Annotated in this window: 18 protein-coding genes; 8 read left to right on the top strand and 10 right to left on the bottom strand. The window is 70.5% G+C overall.

The annotated features are described in order from the left end of the window. Nucleotides 1-38 precede the first annotated feature (38 nt). From ACPA54_RS02525 to ACPA54_RS02515, 3 genes are all read right to left on the bottom strand, one after another. Complete coding sequence (locus ACPA54_RS02525) at nt 39-914, bottom strand: ABC transporter permease (protein WP_423526295.1); 876 nt, start codon at nt 912-914, stop codon at nt 39-41. Beyond that, nucleotides 911-1939 (bottom strand): ABC transporter permease, encoded by a 1029-nt coding sequence (locus ACPA54_RS02520; RefSeq protein WP_423526293.1) that lies wholly within the window; start codon nt 1937-1939, stop codon nt 911-913. Before ACPA54_RS02520 ends, ACPA54_RS02525 begins: the two co-directional genes overlap by 4 nt. Before the next feature lie 103 nt (nt 1940-2042). Continuing rightward, on the bottom strand, nt 2043-3674 hold the full coding sequence (locus ACPA54_RS02515) for an ABC transporter substrate-binding protein (RefSeq protein ID WP_423526291.1): 1632 nt from the start codon (nt 3672-3674) through the stop codon (nt 2043-2045). A gap of 331 nt (nt 3675-4005) precedes the next feature. On the opposite strand from ACPA54_RS02515, the gene ACPA54_RS02510 reads away from it, so the two are divergent. Together ACPA54_RS02510 and ACPA54_RS02505 are read left to right on the top strand one after the other, a co-directional pair. Continuing rightward, complete coding sequence (locus ACPA54_RS02510) at nt 4006-4695, top strand: GntR family transcriptional regulator (protein ID WP_423526290.1); 690 nt, start codon at nt 4006-4008, stop codon at nt 4693-4695. A 382-nt stretch (nt 4696-5077) separates the two neighbouring features. Beyond that, nucleotides 5078-6211, top strand: a complete 1134-nt coding sequence (locus ACPA54_RS02505) for a hypothetical protein (protein ID WP_423526288.1) — start codon at nt 5078-5080, stop codon at nt 6209-6211. A 12-nt stretch (nt 6212-6223) separates the two neighbouring features. On the opposite strand, the gene ACPA54_RS02500 is transcribed toward ACPA54_RS02505, so the two are convergent. Together ACPA54_RS02500 and ACPA54_RS02495 are read right to left on the bottom strand one after the other, a co-directional pair. Further along, the gene (locus tag ACPA54_RS02500) at nt 6224-7144 is read right to left on the bottom strand and encodes a glutathione S-transferase C-terminal domain-containing protein (RefSeq protein ID WP_423526286.1); all 921 of its coding nucleotides are present in this window, start codon (nt 7142-7144) and stop codon (nt 6224-6226) included. A 65-nt stretch (nt 7145-7209) separates the two neighbouring features. Further along, on the bottom strand, nt 7210-7290 hold the full coding sequence (locus ACPA54_RS02495) for a putative leader peptide (RefSeq protein ID WP_423526875.1): 81 nt from the start codon (nt 7288-7290) through the stop codon (nt 7210-7212). 221 nt (nt 7291-7511) lie between these two features. Here ACPA54_RS02495 and ACPA54_RS02490 point away from each other — a divergent pair, with 221 nt between their 5' ends. Genes ACPA54_RS02490 through ACPA54_RS02480 form a run of 3 tightly spaced genes read left to right on the top strand, consistent with a single transcriptional unit; the run spans nt 7512 to nt 10381 of the window. Beyond that, the gene (locus tag ACPA54_RS02490; protein WP_423526285.1) at nt 7512-7721 is read left to right on the top strand and encodes a hypothetical protein; all 210 of its coding nucleotides are present in this window, start codon (nt 7512-7514) and stop codon (nt 7719-7721) included. A gap of 37 nt (nt 7722-7758) precedes the next feature. After that, nucleotides 7759-8988, top strand: coding sequence for an LLM class flavin-dependent oxidoreductase (locus ACPA54_RS02485; RefSeq protein ID WP_423526283.1), 1230 nt, complete (start codon nt 7759-7761; stop codon nt 8986-8988). A 31-nt stretch (nt 8989-9019) separates the two neighbouring features. Continuing rightward, the gene (locus tag ACPA54_RS02480; protein ID WP_423526281.1) at nt 9020-10381 is read left to right on the top strand and encodes an NtaA/DmoA family FMN-dependent monooxygenase; all 1362 of its coding nucleotides are present in this window, start codon (nt 9020-9022) and stop codon (nt 10379-10381) included. Between the two features lie 58 nt (nt 10382-10439). Here the strand turns inward: ACPA54_RS02480 and ACPA54_RS02475 are convergent, their stop codons facing one another. Together ACPA54_RS02475 and ACPA54_RS02470 are read right to left on the bottom strand one after the other, a co-directional pair. Further along, nucleotides 10440-11618, bottom strand: coding sequence for an LLM class flavin-dependent oxidoreductase (locus ACPA54_RS02475; RefSeq protein WP_423526279.1), 1179 nt, complete (start codon nt 11616-11618; stop codon nt 10440-10442). 525 nt (nt 11619-12143) lie between these two features. Continuing rightward, nucleotides 12144-12563 (bottom strand): Dabb family protein, encoded by a 420-nt coding sequence (locus ACPA54_RS02470; protein WP_423526277.1) that lies wholly within the window; start codon nt 12561-12563, stop codon nt 12144-12146. Nucleotides 12564-12679: 116 nt separating this feature from the next. Between ACPA54_RS02470 and ACPA54_RS02465 the strand changes: the two genes are divergently transcribed. Beyond that, nucleotides 12680-13330, top strand: a complete 651-nt coding sequence (locus ACPA54_RS02465; protein WP_423526275.1) for a TetR/AcrR family transcriptional regulator — start codon at nt 12680-12682, stop codon at nt 13328-13330. A gap of 216 nt (nt 13331-13546) precedes the next feature. On the opposite strand, the gene ACPA54_RS02460 is transcribed toward ACPA54_RS02465, so the two are convergent. Further along, nucleotides 13547-14344, bottom strand: coding sequence for an ABC transporter permease (locus ACPA54_RS02460; protein ID WP_423526273.1), 798 nt, complete (start codon nt 14342-14344; stop codon nt 13547-13549). Further along, a complete protein-coding gene (locus tag ACPA54_RS02455; RefSeq protein ID WP_423526271.1) occupies nt 14341-15081 on the bottom strand; it encodes an ABC transporter ATP-binding protein in 741 nt (246 codons plus the stop codon). The genes ACPA54_RS02460 and ACPA54_RS02455 overlap by 4 nt, the downstream gene beginning before the upstream one ends. Before the next feature lie 164 nt (nt 15082-15245). Between ACPA54_RS02455 and ACPA54_RS02450 the strand changes: the two genes are divergently transcribed. Next, a complete protein-coding gene (locus tag ACPA54_RS02450; RefSeq protein WP_423526269.1) occupies nt 15246-16451 on the top strand; it encodes a sensor histidine kinase in 1206 nt (401 codons plus the stop codon). Next, nucleotides 16448-17101, top strand: coding sequence for a response regulator (locus ACPA54_RS02445; RefSeq protein ID WP_423526267.1), 654 nt, complete (start codon nt 16448-16450; stop codon nt 17099-17101). The genes ACPA54_RS02450 and ACPA54_RS02445 overlap by 4 nt, the downstream gene beginning before the upstream one ends. 18 nt (nt 17102-17119) lie before the next feature. Here ACPA54_RS02445 and ACPA54_RS02440 read toward each other — a convergent pair whose 3' ends face one another. Beyond that, nucleotides 17120-17308, bottom strand: coding sequence for a hypothetical protein (locus ACPA54_RS02440; protein WP_423526265.1), 189 nt, complete (start codon nt 17306-17308; stop codon nt 17120-17122). Nucleotides 17309-17528 lie beyond the last annotated feature (220 nt).

Below are 17528 nucleotides of genomic sequence, written 5' to 3'. Positions count from 1 at the left end.
TTCCAGGAGTAGGTGGATGTCACGGCGCGGAGGCGTGGTCAGGAGCCGCGCACGGTCGGGTCGAGGCGGACCCGCAGGGCGTCGCCCGCCAAGCCGAACGCGATCGCGGTCACGGTGATGGCCGCGCCGGGGGAGGCGGCGATCCACCACTGGGTGGTCGCGTACTCGCGGCCATCGGAGACCATGGCTCCCCAGTCCGGGCTCGGCGGCTGCGCGCCGACGCCGAGGAACGCCAGCCCCGACATGATCACCACGACGCCGGACACCTCCATCGCGGCCTGGACGAGCAGCGTGTCCAACGAGTTCGGCAGCACATGCCGCAGCATCAGCCGGGTGCGGGAGACACCCAGCACGCGGGCGCTTTCCACGTACGCGGTGCGCATCGTCTCGTGCAGCGAGGAGCGAACGAGCCGGGCGAACGCCGGCCACGTCGCCGCCACCATGGCGATCACCGTCGCGCCCCGACCGGTGCCGAGCGAGGCGGCGAGGCCGAGCGCGAGCACCATGCCGGGGACGGACAGGAAAATGTCGCAGACCCGCATCAGGACCTCGTCCGCCCACCGGCCCCCGAGCACCGCCGCCACCGCGACCAAAGTGCCCAGCAGCGCGGCGCCGACCACCACGGCGATCCCGGACAAGACGGTCTCGCGTGCCCCCGCGAGCAGCCGCGACGCGACATCACGGCCGGAGGCGTCCGTGCCCAGCCAGTGCGCCCCTTCGGGAGCGCGCAGCGCCTGGTCGAGGTCGACGCGGTACGGGTCGTACGGAGTCAGCCACGGCCCGATCAATGCGAGCGTCACCAGCACCACGACCATGCCGTACGCGAACAGGTCGAGCTTGGGTGTGGTCGGCTTCGCGCCCGGACGCCGCGACCGCAGCGCGGCCACCATCCGGGGCAACGCCGGGGCGCTCACGCCGCACCCCCCGCGAATGCGCCCGCGGCGCGGGCCCGTGGATCAAGCCAGAGCTGCACCACGTCGACGAGGAGGTTCGCGACGACGAACACCAAGCCGAGGACCAGCACGCAGCCGAGCACCGCCGTGTTGTCCTGGGAGGTGACCGCGGTGGTCAGATAAGTGCCCAGGCCCGGCAGCCCGAACACCGACTCGACCAGCAGTGCGGCGCCCATCATCCAGCCGAACTGCATACCGATGATGGTCACGATCGGACCGAGGCAGCAGCGCAGGCCGTGGCGGAGGACCACCCGCCCGGTGCCCGCGCCCTTGGCCCGGGCGAACGTCACGTGGTCCGCCGCCAGCACGCCCAGCAGCGACGAGCGTACGGTGCGCGCCACCACCGCGACGAACGGCGCGGCCAACGCCAGGGCCGGCAGCACCAGATGCGCCACCGCGTCCCCGAACGCCGTCGGATCCCCGGCCAACAACGCATCCACCGTCGCGGCACCGGTCACCTCCGGCGGCTCGACACCCAGGTTGTGCCGTCCGGAGATCGGGAACCAGCCCAGCCGCGCCGCGAACAGGTTCTGCAGCAGCAGCGCCAGCCAGAACACCGGCACGCCGCCCGCCACGACCATGACGGTGCGTGCGGCGCCATCCGCGGGTTTGCCGTGCCGTACCGCGGCCAGCACCCCCAAGGGCACCCCGATCAGCAGGTTCACCGCCATCGTCGCCGCCACCAGTTCCACCGTGGCCGGCAGCACGCGTGCCAGGTCGTCGGCGACGGACTGGAACGTCACCACCGACGTGCCCAGATCTCCGTGCAGCAGCCGCTCCAGGTAGTCCAGGTACTGTGTGACCACCGAGTGGTCGAGGCCCAAGCGCTCACGTGCCTGCGCCACCTGCTCGGGGGTTGCGGTGCGCCCCGCCGCGACCCGCGCCTCATCACCGGGGATCGCCTTCATCATCATGAACACCAAGGTGGCCACACCCCACATCGCCAAGGCCGCCATGGGCAGCCTTCGCGCCAGGAACCTCGTCATCGCCGTTACCTCCGTCCACAGGGGGTTGGTTGCGCATCACGCCGACACCTGGAGCGCCGCGGACAACAAAGGGCAAAAATTGACAAGCACGGACAACCGCAGATCAGTTCGTGCGGGTCAGCGCCGCGGTGTCCAACAGGATGTGTGTGGGACTGGCCGTGAATCCCGCGATGCCGGCGCGGTGTGCGTACACCGTGCGCGAGGACGCGATGTTCATCGACACGTGGTCGGCGTCGATCGCTTCCTCAGCCTGCTTGGCCAGGTCGCAGCTCGCCGTCGGGGAGGGCTGGGCGAGCGCCCGGGCAAGCAGTTCGTCCGCGCGCGGGTTGGCATACATGCCGTAGTTGGAGCCCGTTCCGGCGAACTTCGAGTCGTAGACGCGGTCCAGCATCGCTGCCGCGTCCGGGTAGAGCGGGAAGTCCCACAGCATGCCCAGGTCCGGTGCGGTGCCTTTCGACGACAGTGCCTTCACGAACTCGGGATACGTCACCGACTTCAGGGTGAGCGTGACGCCGATGTCGCGCAGGTTGGACTGCAGCAGCGTGGCGGCCTTGGCGTGCTCCGGAATGGTCGACTGGTAGTACATGGTCAGGTTCAGTCCGGCGGCGCCGGCCTGCGCCAGGAGTTCCTTTGCCCGCGCGATGTCCTGCCGCGACGTGGGCAGGTTCGCGCGGCACGCCATCAACGACGGGAGCGGCCCGGCGGCGATCTGACCGCGCCCGGCGAGGATGGTGTCGACGTGGCCCTGGTAGTCGTAGGCGAGCTGGATCGCCTCGCGCACCCTGGGGTCCGCCGTCGGCCCATTCGCGGTGTCGAAGAACACGTAGAGCTGCATGGGGCTCGGGACTTCGCTTGTCTCGATGCCCGCAACGCCGTCCAAAGCGGTCAGGTCGGCGGGCGTGAGGCCCTGGGCGATGTCGATGGTGCCGGCCTTCAGCTCCTCCCGGCGGGCGGCCGCCTCCACGATGTACCGGTAGACCAGCGTCTTGGGGCGGCCCGGCAGCGGGCGCCACGTCTGCGACACCGCAGAGAAGACGATCTGCTGGCCCGCGCGGTACGAGTCCAACGCAAAGGGCCCGCTTCCCGCTTCGTGCGTCGCCAACCACCGCTGCGCATCGTCGCCGCCCGCATTCGCCTGCACCAGCGCCGAGTTCAGGAGGTACACGCGGCTCAGCGCGCCCAGGAAAGCCGAGTTCGGCTTGCTCAACGTGATCGAAACGTGCGTGTCGTCGAGTGCGCGCGCCGACTGGTAGTCCGCGATCACCGAGGCGATGCCGATGCCGAGCCGGTGCACGCGGTCCAACGTGTACACCACGTCGCGGGCGGTCAGCACGGTGCCGTCGTGGAAACGGATGTCCGAGCGCAGCGTCAGCTCCAAGGAAGCCGCGTCGGGGGCGACCGTCCACGCCGTCGCCACGGCGGGCGTCAGCACGCCTTGTGCGTCATAGCCGACGAGCGTGTCGTACACCGGCGTGCTGGTCAGGTCGGTCTGAACATCCGAGGCGAGCACCGGGTCCAGCGTCTGCGGCAACGCCCCGGTACCCATCACCAGACGATCCGACCGCGAGCTTGTCGAGTTGGTGCCGGCGCCGGCGCAGCCGGTCACCACGAGGGCGAGGCACAGTGCCGCGACGGCCGAGGCGGCGCGGCGCGGGCGGGGATCGTTCTGGCCGTCCAGGTGGCGGTGGGGGCCCTGCGGGGCGCGTCGACCCGGACGGCGGACATGTGGCGGCATGGCGAGGCTCCATCGTGGCGTGGGTGCCCGGTTCACCGGAGCACCTCGGGTGGCGATCTCCCGGCACCTGCACAGGAGTTGATGTCGGCGACCCGCACACTCGGACTGCGGTGAAGACACAGACCCGATCGAGTGCCGCTTGGGATACCAATATGAAGCGCCCCGTTGATCAGCTACGAGTCATGGGCGTTAAATCCCGGCAACACAACACGCCAAACGCCATATATTGATCATCCGACTGGCGCTTTGGTATCCCAAACTTGGGATCGTGTAGCCCGTAGCCGGATAATCGACCGCGCTCGACCACGCATGACCACCCCAGGGGGAACCAATGAGCTTTGCTCGCGGACTACACGGGGGCGCCGACCGGCCACTGTCCGAGCAGATCTACGGCGTTCTGCGCGAACAGATCATCTCGGGCGTCCTGGCCCCGGACCAGCGTCTGGTCGAACGCGACCTGGCCGCCGCACTCGACGTGTCCCGGATGCCGCTGCGCGAGGCGCTGCCGCAACTGGAGGCCGACGGCTTCATCCGCATCCTGCCGCGCCGCGGGGCCGTGGTCACCCGCCTCACCCTGCGCGATATCGAGGAACTCTTCGACGTCCGCGAGAGCTTGGAAGTGCTCGCCGCCAAACTCGCGGCGCGCCACGCCGAGGCCAACCCCGACGCGCCAGGAATCGCCTCGATGGCCGACTACGTCACCCAGGCACGCGACAACCTCGCATGCGGCAACGACCGCGGCGCAGCCGCCGCCAACGCCGCGTTCCACCAAGCGTTGGTTCAACTGCCCGAACACCGACTGCTCACCCGCATGATGGCACCACTCGCCGGACGACTCGAGTGGCTCTTCCGCCTCACCGCCGACCGCGACATCCACGGTCAGTGCACCGAACACGAAGCCATGCTCACGGCCATCCGAGCCGGCAACACCGACCTCGCCGGAGCCCTCGCCTTCGCCCACGTCGCCTCCGGCCGCGAACCCTCCCTACGCAGCCTTGCCGACGTCCTCCCCGCCGAATAGCTTGAGTTGCCTGTGGCTCGGGTCGGCCATCCGATCTCGGACACCTAATTGCCCCACAAAACATCTGTTTGGGGGCAGCGTCGATCGGCACCCGTTCTTGGCCCCGGCCAAGGCGGGTGTTTGTCGTTTCCGGGGTCGGTGTCCGGCGGTCGCGGGCTCGGCGGTGCCGCCGGTGCTGTGCCGGGTGCAGGCAGGGACGGGGCAGCTCTTCTGTGCCCGAGCGGCGGTCGACGGTGGGCAGAGCCGGGCGGGAGCCGGTGTCCGCGGTGGCATACGCGACCGCTCGGTGGTGGGAACAGGCTCAGTGCCGGGAAGACGAGGAGATCTGGCCGTACGGACGGTGTGGGCCGGAGCGGGGACAGCCGACGAGGAGGGTCCGGTCATGACGGTGTCATCTCAGGGCGTAACAGTGGTGGCTCTTCTGGCGGATCCGGACGTGCCAACGGAGATCGCGCAGCGCTTGGCCCAGACTCTTCCTGCCCGGCTGGCCGACAAGTTCCCCCAGGGGCGACGGTTCGACATCGAGGTGGTCAGTGAGCCCTTCACCGCGGGGGCCGAGGACCCGCCCACCTTGATGCGCCGGATCCTGGAGCGCGGAAGTGCGGAGAATTGGGACATCGTCGTGGCCCTCACCGACCTCCCGCTGCACTCACACGGGCACAGGCTCGCGGTGAATCTGAGTCACGAACACGGCTTGGCTCTGCTGTCTCTTCCTTCACTGGGGGGCTTGCGGCTGCAGACGCGAGCGCGGTCGGCCGTGGAAGAAGCCGTACTCGGCCTGGCGGGTCCGGGCGCCACCGGGGCTGAAGTACCTCCGCAGAGTCCGCCGCTGCGGGGGCTCTATGCCCGTCGTTTCACGCCTATCCGCCAGGGCCCGGTCGGCGTGGACGAGACCGCCGATCTTCGGTACGTCGTCAGCGGGCCGCGCGGCTACCTGAGGGTGCTCGTCGGCATGGTCCGCGCCAACCGGCCGTGGCGCTTGGTGCCGGGCTTGTCGAAAGCCCTGGCGGCCGCACTCGCCACAGGGGCCATCGCCACCTTGGACTCCGACATCTGGAGCCTCGCCGAGGCCTTGAGCGTGCCACGCCTCGTGATCGCCATGGTCGGGTCCGTCGGGCTCATGATCGGCTGGCTGATCGTCGACGGGGAGCTGTGGGATCGGTCGGCAGGCCACTCGCCGGAGGCAAAGCAGAAAGCGCGGCTCTACAACGCCTCGACGGTGCTGACCGTGGGTATCGGGGTGCTGGTCTGCTACGTGGGTTTGATGGTCATCAACGTGGTGTGGGGGCTGTTCATCCTCAACGACCGAGTGTTCGCTTCGGCGACAAAAACTCCGCTGGACGCCGCGGAGTACTGGACGTTGTCCTGGTTCGTCTCTTCGGTCGCCACCGTGGGTGGCGCGCTGGGATCAGGTTTGGAGAGCGACGAGGCGATCCGGGCCGCCGCCTACTCCAAGCGTGAACAGGAACGCCTCCAGACCCTCCAAGTCGACCACGGTGACCAGCCCTCGAATTGAAGCGCGCAGGGGTCAGCCCTTGGCCCACGCTTCGTCGCGCCGCGCCGCGGCCTCGTGGAGCGGCCCTTGCGGGCGGCCCGCGAGCAGGCGGGCGCGCTGTTCGTACAGCGCCTCGATGTGCGTCGTGGCCGAGTACTCGTGGCGTTCGTGCAGACGCCGGGTATAGGACCACAGGTTCGGGTAGTCCGGCAGGGCCTTGCCGTCGCGTTCGATCGCGGCGGCGAAGTTGAGTTCGAAGCGGATCAGTTTGACCCACAGCCGGACATCGGACAGCGTCGGCGAATCACCGTGCACGAACGCGTCGGTGCCCAGCCGTAGGTCGAGGGCGTCGAGGACGTTGGACCCGTCGTCGTCAAGGCCGCCGGTCCGCGCGGCGGTGGTGATGCGCGCGTCGAAGGCGTCGATCGCCGGGCGCAGCCCCGTCGGGTAGAGGTCGAGCGACGCGTCGCCCCAGGCGTCGAATCGGGTGGCGAGGTCGACCGGGATGACCGGGAAGTCGTTGCTGGCGACCTGCGCGGTGGTGCGGTCCCACAGTGTCGGTACCGAGATGTGCCCGTCGTAGCCCGGCTCGGTTGCCTCGTACGCGTCCCGGAGCAGCGCGAAGCCGTTCACCGGGTCGGGGCCGAAGCGCTCGCGGAACGCCCAACCGCGGCCGTCGCGGTCCTCGTCCACGTACGAGGCGGTCACCACGTCGTCGAGCTTCTTCGCGACGCGGACGACGGCCGCGATGTGCGCCCACGGGCAGCCGTACGAGAGGTACAGGTGGTAGCGGCCGGGCTCGGCGCCGAAGGGGGCCGAGCCCGGGTCGGTGATGCGTCCTTGGAAGGGGTACAGAGGCCGTTCGACGCCGTTCTTCGGGGATGGGCGCCTGGCCTTGTAGGACCCGAAGACAGCGGTGTCGACAGGGCTGGCGAAGATGCTCGCGACAGTCACGAAGTCTCCTCGGAGGATGTGGGTACGGGCGGCTGGGTCGGCCTCCGCGAGGCCGGCGGCGGGGATTACGCCGGACGACAGCAGGCGCTGGACACGCGGCACAAGTCGATGTGCAGGCGCGACACCAGGCGCTCGTCCGTACTCACATGACCGACGCTACGAACCGTGACGAGGGGATGTCAACGTCGCCCCGGGTATGCGGGTCACGTGGGTGCCGATGCGGATCGGTGCCGAAATCCCTTGTCTTCACGGCGAGTTAACAGAAGCCTGTGGCCGACCACCGCACGGGTCACCGAAATCGGACACGGCACATTAACAACTGGCTGCGACGCTTGCTGAAACACCAGACAAGCGAGGGGGAACCCCGATGAAACGACGGGCTGTTGTCACCGGCGCAGTCGGCCTCGTCGCGGCGAACGCGGTCGGCACCCCGGCCGTAGCCGCCGAATCGCGGAGTCCGGGCGCGGGCCGCGTCTGGGAGGGCGTGCACTTCCGCAATTCCGACCACGTCGGGGTCCTCGTCGGGACCCGGGTCGCCGACTGGGGACGGCGTCGTCCGGCGATCATGCTCGGCTGAGCCGAACCGACTCCCCGCGAACGAAGGACATTTCGCCGTGACCAACGCCATATCCCGGGCTTCCGGCACGAATCTCGCCACGTCCCTGCACCTGGCCGTCGCGCTCGACGGCGCCGGCTGGCACCCGGCGGCGTGGCGCGAACCCGACGCCCGCCCCGCGGACCTGTTCTCCGCCGGGTACTGGGTCGACCTGGTACGCGAAGCCGAGGCGGGGCTTTTGGACTTCGTGACCTTCGAGGACTCCCTTGGCCTCCAGTCCGAGCACCTCCTGCACCCCGACGACCGCACCGACCGGGTCCGCGGACGCTTGGACGCGGTCCTCACCGCCGCCCGGGTCGCCCCGGTGACGCACCACATCGGCCTCGTCCCGACCATCGTCGTGACCCACACCGAACCGTTCCACCTCGCCAAAGCCATAGCGACCCTCGACTACACGAGCACCGGCCGTGCCGGGCTGCGCGTCCAGGTCTCGCTGAGCCGGGCCGATGCGGCCCTCTTCGGGCGGCGCGAGGCGCCGGACGTCGATCCCGCCGGGCCGCAGGACACGCTCCGGGCCGTCCTCGAGGACGCGTTCGCCGAGGTCTCGGACTATGTCGAGGTACTGCGGCGCCTCTGGGACAGCTGGGAGGACGACGCGGAGATCCGCGACGCCGCCACCGGCCGCTTCATCAACCGCGACAAGCTCCACTACATCGACTTCGAAGGCCGCTGGTTCAGCGTCAAGGGCCCGTCCATCACGCCGCGCCCACCGCAGGGGCAGCCGCCGGTCACCGCGCTGGTGCACCAGGAGACCGGGCACCGGCTGCTGGCCGGCTCGGCGGACGTCGGCTACGCGACGCCGCACGGCACCGACGAGGCCCGGACGATCGTCGCCGGGATCCGCCACGCACAGCAGGCCGCCGGAACCGCCGACCGGCCCCTCCACGTGTTCGGCGATCTGGTGGTCTTCCTGGGCGACACCGAAGGCGCCGCCCGGGACCGCCGCGACCGGTTCGACGAGGCGGCGGGCGCCGTGTACACGAGCGATGCCGAGGTGTTCACCGGTACCGCCGTGCAGCTGGCCGATCTGCTGCTCGATCGCCGCACCGCCGGGCTGACCGGGTTCCGGCTGCGGCCCGCCGCGCTGCCGTACGACCTGTCGGGCATCACCCGCGGACTGGTCCCCGAGCTCCAGCGGCGGGGCGTGTTCCGCACGGCCTACGAAGCCGACACGCTGCGCGGCCTCCTGGGGCTCGCGCGTCCGGCCAACCGCTACGCGCCCACCTGACGCGCTCACCCGATGAAAGGTGCCCTTGGCCATGACCGACACCACGCGCCAACCGGTGAAGCACATCCACCTCGCGGCGCACTTCCCGGGCGTCAACCACACCACCGTGTGGAGCGACCCGCGCGCCGGCAGCCACATCGATTTCGCGTCGTTCGCGCACCTCGCGCGCACCGCCGAACGCGCCAAGTTCGACTTCTTCTTCCTCGCCGAGGGCCTGCGGCTGCGTGAGCAGCACGGCCGCATCCACGACCTGGACGTGGTCGGCCGCCCGGACACCTTCACCGTGCTCGCCGCGCTGGCCGCGGTCACCGAGCACATCGGCCTGACCGGCACCATCAACTCGACGTTCAACGAACCGTACGAAGTGGCACGGCAGTTCGTCAGCCTCGACCACCTTTCCGGGGGGCGGGCCGCATGGAACGTCGTGACATCCTGGGACGCGTTCACCGGAGAGAACTTCCGTCGCGGCGGCTTCCTCGCGCGCGAGCAGCGGTACGAGCGAGCCCGCACGTTCCTGCACACGGCCTGGGAGCTTTTCGACTCCTGGCGCGGGGACGAGATCGTCGCCGACAAGCAGACCGGCACCTTCCTCGCCGACAGTGCCGCAGGCCGTTTCGCGCACCACGACGCGCACTTCGACATCTCCGGCCGTTTCAACGTGCCGCGCGCACCGCAAGGCCGGCCGGTGATCTTCCAAGCCGGCGACTCCGAGGAAGGCCGCGAGTTCGCCGCTGCTTCCGCCGATGCCATCTTCAGCCGGCACGCCGGCCTCGCCGACGGGCAGGCGTTCTACCGCGACGTGAAGAACCGGCTGGCCGGCTACGGGCGACGCCACGACGATCTGAAGATCCTGCCCGCCGCCACCTTCGTCCTCGGGGACACCGACAGCGACGCTGTGGAGAAATCACGCGTGATCTCCCGTCAGCAGGTCAGCGGCGCCACCGCGATCGTGTTCCTGGAACGGGTCTGGAACCGCGACCTGTCCGACCACGACCCGGACGGCCCGCTCCCGTCGGACGACCCCGTCCCAGGCGAAACCACGCTGTCCCAGGGCCGCGCGGGAGCGGTGTCCGGGCCGGAAGCCGTTCGCCTCGCCCGGGAGTGGCGCGACCTGGCCGAGGCCAAGAAGCTCACCTCCCGCGAACTGGTCATCGAACTGTTCGGCCGCCACACCTTCGTCGGCAGCCCGGCGACCGTCGCGACGCAGATCAACGACCTCGTACAGAACGACGCCGCGGACGGGTTCATCCTGGTTCCCCACATCACCCCCGGCGGACTCGACGTGTTCGCGGACACCGTCGTGCCCCTGCTCCAGGAACGCGGCGTGTTCCGTACCGAATACACGGGCACGACCCTGCGCGACCACCTCGGGCTGCGCGCCGCCGACGCGTAGCGGTACGGCGGCGACGCCCCGGCCGGCCGGTGGTGTCGCCGCCGTGCGGTGCGGGGTGTCAGCCGCGGTCGGACCACACCTTCGCGAGGAGTTCGTACGACCGGACCCGGTCCGTGTGCCGGTGGGTGATCGTGGTGACGGCCAACTCGTCGGCGCCGGTGGCGTCGCGGAGTTGCGCGAGCCGGTCGGCCACCGTGTGCGGCGAGCCGACGAACTGCGTGGCCACACGGTCGCGCACCAGTTCGCGGTCCTCCTCGGTCCACGGATACGCCAGCGCCTGGTCCGACGGCGGAAACGGGATCGCCGACATGCCCCGGCGGATGCTGCGGACCCACAGGCCGTAGCCGGCGGCCAGTTCGCGCGCCGTCGCGTCGTCCTCCGCGACCACCACGTCGGCGGACACCGACACGTAGGGACGGGTCAGGTCGGCGGACGGCCGGAACGCCGCCCGGTATGCCTCCACCGAGTCGATCACCGTACTCGGACTGTGGTGGTACGAGGCGGCGAACCGCAGCCCCCGTTCCCCGGCCACCCGGGCACTCTCACCCCCGGACGCGCCCAGCACCCACACTTCCACGTCGGCGCCCTGCCCGGGATACGCATGCGCCGCGACGCCATCCGCCGTCCGGTAGGTGCCGGCCAACAGGTCAAGCACCTGACCGACCTGCTCGTCGTACTCCGGCGTCCAGGCGCCGGGCTGCTGAAGCAGGCCCAACAGCGCGCCGATCCTGTCCGGATCGACGTGCGCCCCGATGTCGAACTGCTTCGGCAGCAGCAAGCCGTTGGAGGTGCGGGTATCGGAGGTGTGCGCGGACACACCGCGGCTCGCGCGGTAGCGGGCGACCGCGTCGCCGGCGTTGTCGGAAGACGGCGCGTCCGCCGCGGCCGGGGCGCGACGGCCGATCGACCGTCCGATGCCGAGGTCAAGGCGGCCGGGGAACACCGCATCCAGGAGGCCGAACTCCTCGACCGCGGACAGCGGCATGCGATGCCCGAACTGCACGCCCGCCGATCCCAGCCGTATCTCCCGGGTCGCGTGCCCGACCAAGGCGATCGCCACCGCCGGGGAGACGCCGAGAACGCCCGGGTTCAAGTGGTGTTCCGCGAACCAGTAGCGCGTATACCCGAACTCCTCGGTCCGACGCGCCAAATCCACGGCGTTCGCCACCGCCTGGCGGTGTGTATCGCCCTGGCTGACAGGAAGAAGATCAAGGACGGCAAGGGGCGTGGGACTCATGAGCGCTCATCTCGGGAGTACGCGAAGGCCGGGACGCGAGTGAGGCCGGACCCGGCGGCGCACGGGCGCCACCGAATCCGGCACAGGCGTCAGCGACAGAGCGAACTGGCCGATCGACGCAGGTCGATCGGCAGGCACTTGGTCAGAAGCGCGACCGGCCCCGTGCAAAGCCGCATCCCACTTCCCCTTCCCCGAGACCCCTGGACCAGGACGCGCACACCGCTTGTCCGCACACGACAGCGCCCATCCGGGCAGCCGATGGCAACAGGCGCGCGGAACCTCGGAATACCCAAGCAGCGCACCTGCGATGTCACGAACTTCCCTGGCCCCCAAGGGGGTATGTCTTGGAAGCTAACCCAGGCCGCCTGGCGTTGTCCACGACACCGGAATCCTCGCAACACCGGTGGCATACGGCGGCAACATCTCCGCGGCGACGCCGTGGGCGCCCTGGTCCGAAGGCCTGCCCATGCCGGCATCGCGCCCGTGATCGCCTCACGTTCAAGGCTGCCGCTGCACGGGAGCCACTCAGGATTCGGTGCTGTCCCGGCGAAGCACCGAGGACTGGGGGATCGCGGCGAGCAGTTCGCCCCATTCAGGGTGCGCCGCAAGCTTGCCCTGGGCGATCGCATCGATCCGGGCGCCCAGTTCGGGGGAGGGGTCGTCGGAGAAGCGGACGGCCGACAGTCGGGCCAGTCGAGGCAGGATGACGAAGTCGCCTTCCAGGTGCACCGGGTCGTACATGTAGCGCTCCAGTGCTGCCAGGTCGGCGATGCCCACGCAGTACGTGTGGCTGTAACCCTCGGCCGGGTCGCCGAGGTCGCGGCCGACCACGGCGAAGGCCACCGACTCCACGTCTGCCGTGCGGCGCATGGCGGCGAGGACCTCCTCCCGTTCCTCCGGGGTGGTCGATTCCTTGAACGTGAAGCGCAGCAGATTGACGATCACGGGCACCTTCCCGAGGTTCGGGCCGCACTTGCTGCGGCCGACCCTCAATGTAACCCACTGGGCCATGCAATTGGACCAGCGGGTTCAGTATTGTGGTCCAGTGGTAGGCTCCGCAGGTGACAACCGCAGACGCCGACAGGCGTCGCCCTCCATCCCGCGGGCGCATCGACAAGCGTCAGGCGATCCTCGACGCGGCGTTCGCCGTGTTCGCGCGCCAGGGCTACGACCAAGCAGGCATGCGCGAGGTGGCGGCCGAGGCGGGTGTGGCCAAACCGACGATGTACAACCACTTCACGGACAAGGGCGATCTCTTCCTCCAGTGCGTCGAAGCGGCCGCCGGCACCGTGCGGGAAGACTGCCTCGCGGTCGTCGACCGGCTGCGCGACCCGGGCGAGGACCTCGCGACGACATTGCGCGAGGTAGCCCGCGACTTGCTGCGGATCTGCTGCGACGACCGTTCCACTGCCCTGCGGCGCCTGGCGTACGCGCAACTCGCGCACTTTCCCGACCTGGTCGACGTCGTCTACCGGAACACCTCGGTCCGCATCACCGAAGCCTTGTCCGATCGGGTGGCCCGACTGTGCCTGTCCGGGCATCTGCGACCCTGCGATCCCCACCAGGCCGCCGAGCAGTTGCTGGCCATGCTCGTCGGCCCGACGGAGGCGCGCAGTCGGCTGGGGAGTCGCAAGGTGCCCGAAGCGGAGGCCCGGGACGTCGCCGACGCGGCGGCCGACACCTTCCTACGGGCCTTCAAAGCCACCAACTGATCCCGGCGCGGATCACAAGGTACGGCAACGACCACAGCGGCAGTACGCCCCACGGTGCCGTCCCGCCAACCCGAATCCCGCCCCAGCGCACATGCCGCCTTGAAGGCGAGCTCGTGTGGACGGCGCCGTCTCGGAGGTCCGCCGCGATGCGTGGGTGAAGCCGCCCGGTGGCCGGGCGCTCGTCCGGGCATGCACGAGCTCCGCCTCCGGCCTTGTTCAGTCCTGCCGGAATCGCCAGGCGCCGAGCAGCAGCGCCGCGGCCGCGTACAGCGCGAGGTCCGCCAGCGCGAACCCGAGGCTTGGGACCCGTGGTTGGTCCGCGGGGGCGGTGGCCTGCGCGAGGACGGTCGAGGCGTTGGCGAGCAGCAGGTGGTCGGGGATGTACGTCCAGGTTTCGAACGCCCGCGCCGCGGCGTACGCCGGGTACATGAGGATGAACAGCCCCGCCACCGCCCCGGCCGTGTGCCGGACGACAGCGCCCAGGCCGAACCCGACGATCGCGACCACGCACAGGTAGATCCCCGCGCACACCACGGCACGGAGCACGCCGGGGTCGCCGAGCGTGACGTCCAGTCCTGCCGCCGACAGCCGCCATTGTCCGAGGAAGAAGCTGGTGAACGCGGCGAGCTCGCCGAGGGCCAGGCTCAGTCCGCCGACGACCGCGGCCTTGGCTGCGAACACCGTGCCGCGCCGCGGGACCGCGGTGAGCGTGGCGGTGATCTGCCCGGTGCCGTATTCGCCGCTTACCGACAGGACACCGAGCACGCCGAAGGCGAGCAGGCCGAACTCGTAGCCGTCGAGGGACGCGCCGACCGGGTCGAACGCCGCCCGTTCCGCCGCGGTCGTGGTCGGCCAGTGCGCGGCGATCGAGGAGGTCTCGGTGACCCCGAGGGTAATTCCGAGGCCGAAGGCCAGGGCGAGGGTGAGGTACGTCGACCGGACCGACACCAGTTTGGCGCACTCGGATGCGACCGCCCCGCGGAACCGCGTGGTCGTTGTGAACCGCGTGCTCATCGCGTGCCCCTCCGCACTTCCGTGCCCCGGTGGTCGCTCGCATCCGCGGTCAGCCGCAGGTAAGCGTCCTCGAGCGTCCCGCCGTTCCGTCCGACGAGGTCCGCGAGTGGCGCGTCCGCGAGCAGGCGGCCCCGGCCGATCACCAGCACGTGGTCCGCGGTGAGCGCCATCTCGGTCATCAGATGGCTGGACACCAGCACGGTGCGCCCTTGCTCGGCCATCGCGTGGAGGAAACCGCGCAGCCAGCGGATCCCTTCGGGGTCGAGTCCGTTGACGGGCTCGTCGAGGACGAGGCAGGAGGGGTCGCCCAGCAGCGCGGCCGAGATGCCGAGCCGTTGCTTCATACCGAGGGAGAAGGTGCGGATCCGCTTGCCGGCGACGTCGGCGAGCCCGGTCGCGTCGAGCACCTCGGCGACCCGCGGGCGCGGGATGCGGTTCGTCAGCGCGAGGCAGTGCAGGTGCGCTGCGGCAGTGCGCCCTCCGTGCACCGCGCCGGCGTCCAGGACCGCCCCGACGGTGCGCAGCGGGTGCGGCAGGTCGCGGTACGCGCGACCGTTGACGAGGGCGTGCCCGGAGTCGGGGGTCCGGAGGCCGAGCAGCATCCGCAGGGCGGTGGTCTTGCCCGCGCCGTTCGGGCCCAGGAACCCGGTGACGCGCCCCGGTTCGATGCGGAACGTCAGGTCGTCGACGGCGCGCCTTCGCCGGAACGCTTTGACGAGATGATGTGCGGCGAGCACGGCAATGTCCTTTCGGAGGCGGGCGGTTGCGGTCGTCCTCCAGGCTGTCCGGCGCTGTACGGCATGTCGTCTGCCCGCGAGCACGGTCAGGTGCCGCCGGTATGCCGTGCGGCATACACCGCGAGGTCGATGCCGCGCCGTCGGGCCGCGCCTATCCTCGAGGTATGTCCGTTCCTCCGCTGGCCCCGCCACTGATCGAGCGGGTGAGTCCGCGCGGCTGGGGCTTCCTCGACGCAACCGCGGCCTTGGTGTTCGCGCTGCCGGTGTGGGGCCTGCTGGGACACACCGACGTGTCCCAGCAGGTCGCCGTCGCCGGAACGCTGGGCAGCGCGCTGCCGATCGGGCTCGTCCGGCGGCATCCTGGGCCCGCCTTCGCCCTCGCCGCGGCGACGTACGGCCTCGCCACCGCGACCTACAGCCTCACGGCTGCGAGCAGCCAGCTTGCCTTCACCGCGTTCCCGGGACTGGCGCTTGCGTTGTATGTCGTCGCCGTGCGGCATCCGGGGCGGACGTCGGTAGCGGCCCTGGTGCTGTCGTGGGCGGCGGCGGTCGCGACCGCGCTGCCCACATTCAGGCACGCGGGGGCCGTGCTGCCGCTGGCCCTGGCGTGGACGGCCATCTGGGCGGTCGGCACTGCCGTAGGGCAGCGGCGGCGGTACGCCGCCGCGATGACCGCGCACCGCGCCGACCTCGCCGAGCGTGGTCTTGCGGAGGAAAGGCTGCGTATCGCAAGGGAGTTGCACGATGTGGTGGCGCACAGCATGAGCGTCATCACTGTTCAGGCCGGCTACGGCACGCTGGTCCTGGACGAGCGCCCAGAGCACGCCCGCGCCGCACTCGGCGCCATCGAGACCACCGGACGGGACGCCCTGGTGGAAATGCGGCGGATGCTGGGCGTCCTGCGCGACCAGCCCGCCACCGCCTCGGGAACCCCTGCGGACACCCTCCCCGACCGCGACCCGGTCGAGCCCGCACCGGGGTTGGCCGGCCTCGGCAGACTCACGGAACGCACGCGGCAGGCCGGAGTGAACGTCGCGCTCGTGATCGCCGGGGCGCCCCGTCCGCTGCCGGCCGGGGTGGACCTGTGCGCGTACCGGATCGTGCAGGAGGCCCTGACCAACGTCGCCAAGCACGCGCGGACGGACCGGGCCGACGTGGCGGTCACCTACGCCGCGGACACCCTGACCTTGGAGATCACCGACCGCGGCCGCGGGCCCGGGCCGGACATCGCGCCGGGACGGGGGCTCACCGGTATGCGCGAACGCGTCGCGCTGTGCGGCGGGACACTGCACGCCGACGGAGGCGGGGGCGGCTTCCGCGTCACCGCGGTACTGCCGCTGACCGGCGCCGAAACGGGCCTCGCCCGGTGACCGTGCGCGTCGTGGTCGCCGACGACCAGCAATTGGTACGCGCCGGTCTGGCCGGGATCGTGGGCACCGACCCCCACCTGACGGTGGTCGGCGAAGCGGCAACCGGCCGCGAGGCGGTGCGGCTTACCGTCGAGACCGCCCCCGACGTCGTACTCATGGACATCCGGATGCCCGACCTGGACGGGATCGAGGCGACGCGGCGTATCACCGCGCGGACACCGGCCCGAGTCGTGATGCTGACCACCTTCGACCTGACCGAGTACGTCTACGGTGCGCTGCGCGCGGGCGCGAGCGGTTTCCTCCTCAAAGACGTGCCGCCGCGGGACCTGCTGGCGGGGATCCACACGGTCGCCGCCGGAGACGCCCTCCTGGCACCGAGCATCACCCGCCGCCTGATCGCGGAATTCGCCGCCCGGCCCGAACCGGCGGCCGGCGAACCGGCCGCGCCGTTGCCCGCATCGGTCACCGACCGCGAACGCGAGGTGCTGCTGCTGGTTGCCGAAGGCCTCTCGAACGCCGAGATCGGTGCCCGGCTGCACATCAGCCCGGGGACCGCGAAGACTCATGTGGCACGACTGCTGGCCAAACTCGGCGTCCGGGACCGGGTGCATCTGGTGGTACTGGCGCACCGCAGCGGGCTCGCGCGCTGAACCGGCGGCACACCGGATTTACCGTCCGTTGCGGTGTTCCAGCAGCACGCGGGTGACCGCCGCGGTTTGGCCGGGGTGGTGGTCCTCCCAGTGGTCCGCGTGCGGCACCGCGACCAGAAGCACGGCCGCCATGATCGCCGCGAGCATGGCGGCCGCGACCAGTGTCCGACGGCTGACCAATGCTGCCGCCTGTTTGAGGGTCGTCATACCGGCCGCTGCCCTTCCTTCGCGTGGTGCTCCCGCCGGTCCGCGCGCGGGCTCAGTCGGGCGGGGGCTGCCGGTTCCAGCATAGGGACGAATGCGAGGAGGCGCGGACCCCTTCTCAGCGGATTCTCAGCGCCGCACCGGCACGGTGTAAACGACGGGCCGTATGCGGCCTGCGCGACTCGTGGATCGAGGTGCCTGCCATGGCGTCAACGGTGCCGGC

Source organism: Uniformispora flossi, assembly GCF_049534875.1.
GTDB lineage: Bacteria > Actinomycetota > Actinomycetes > Streptomycetales > Streptomycetaceae > Yinghuangia > Yinghuangia aomiensis.
Note: the sequence above shows the minus strand (reverse complement) of the source record. Positions and strands in the feature narration are given on the sequence as shown.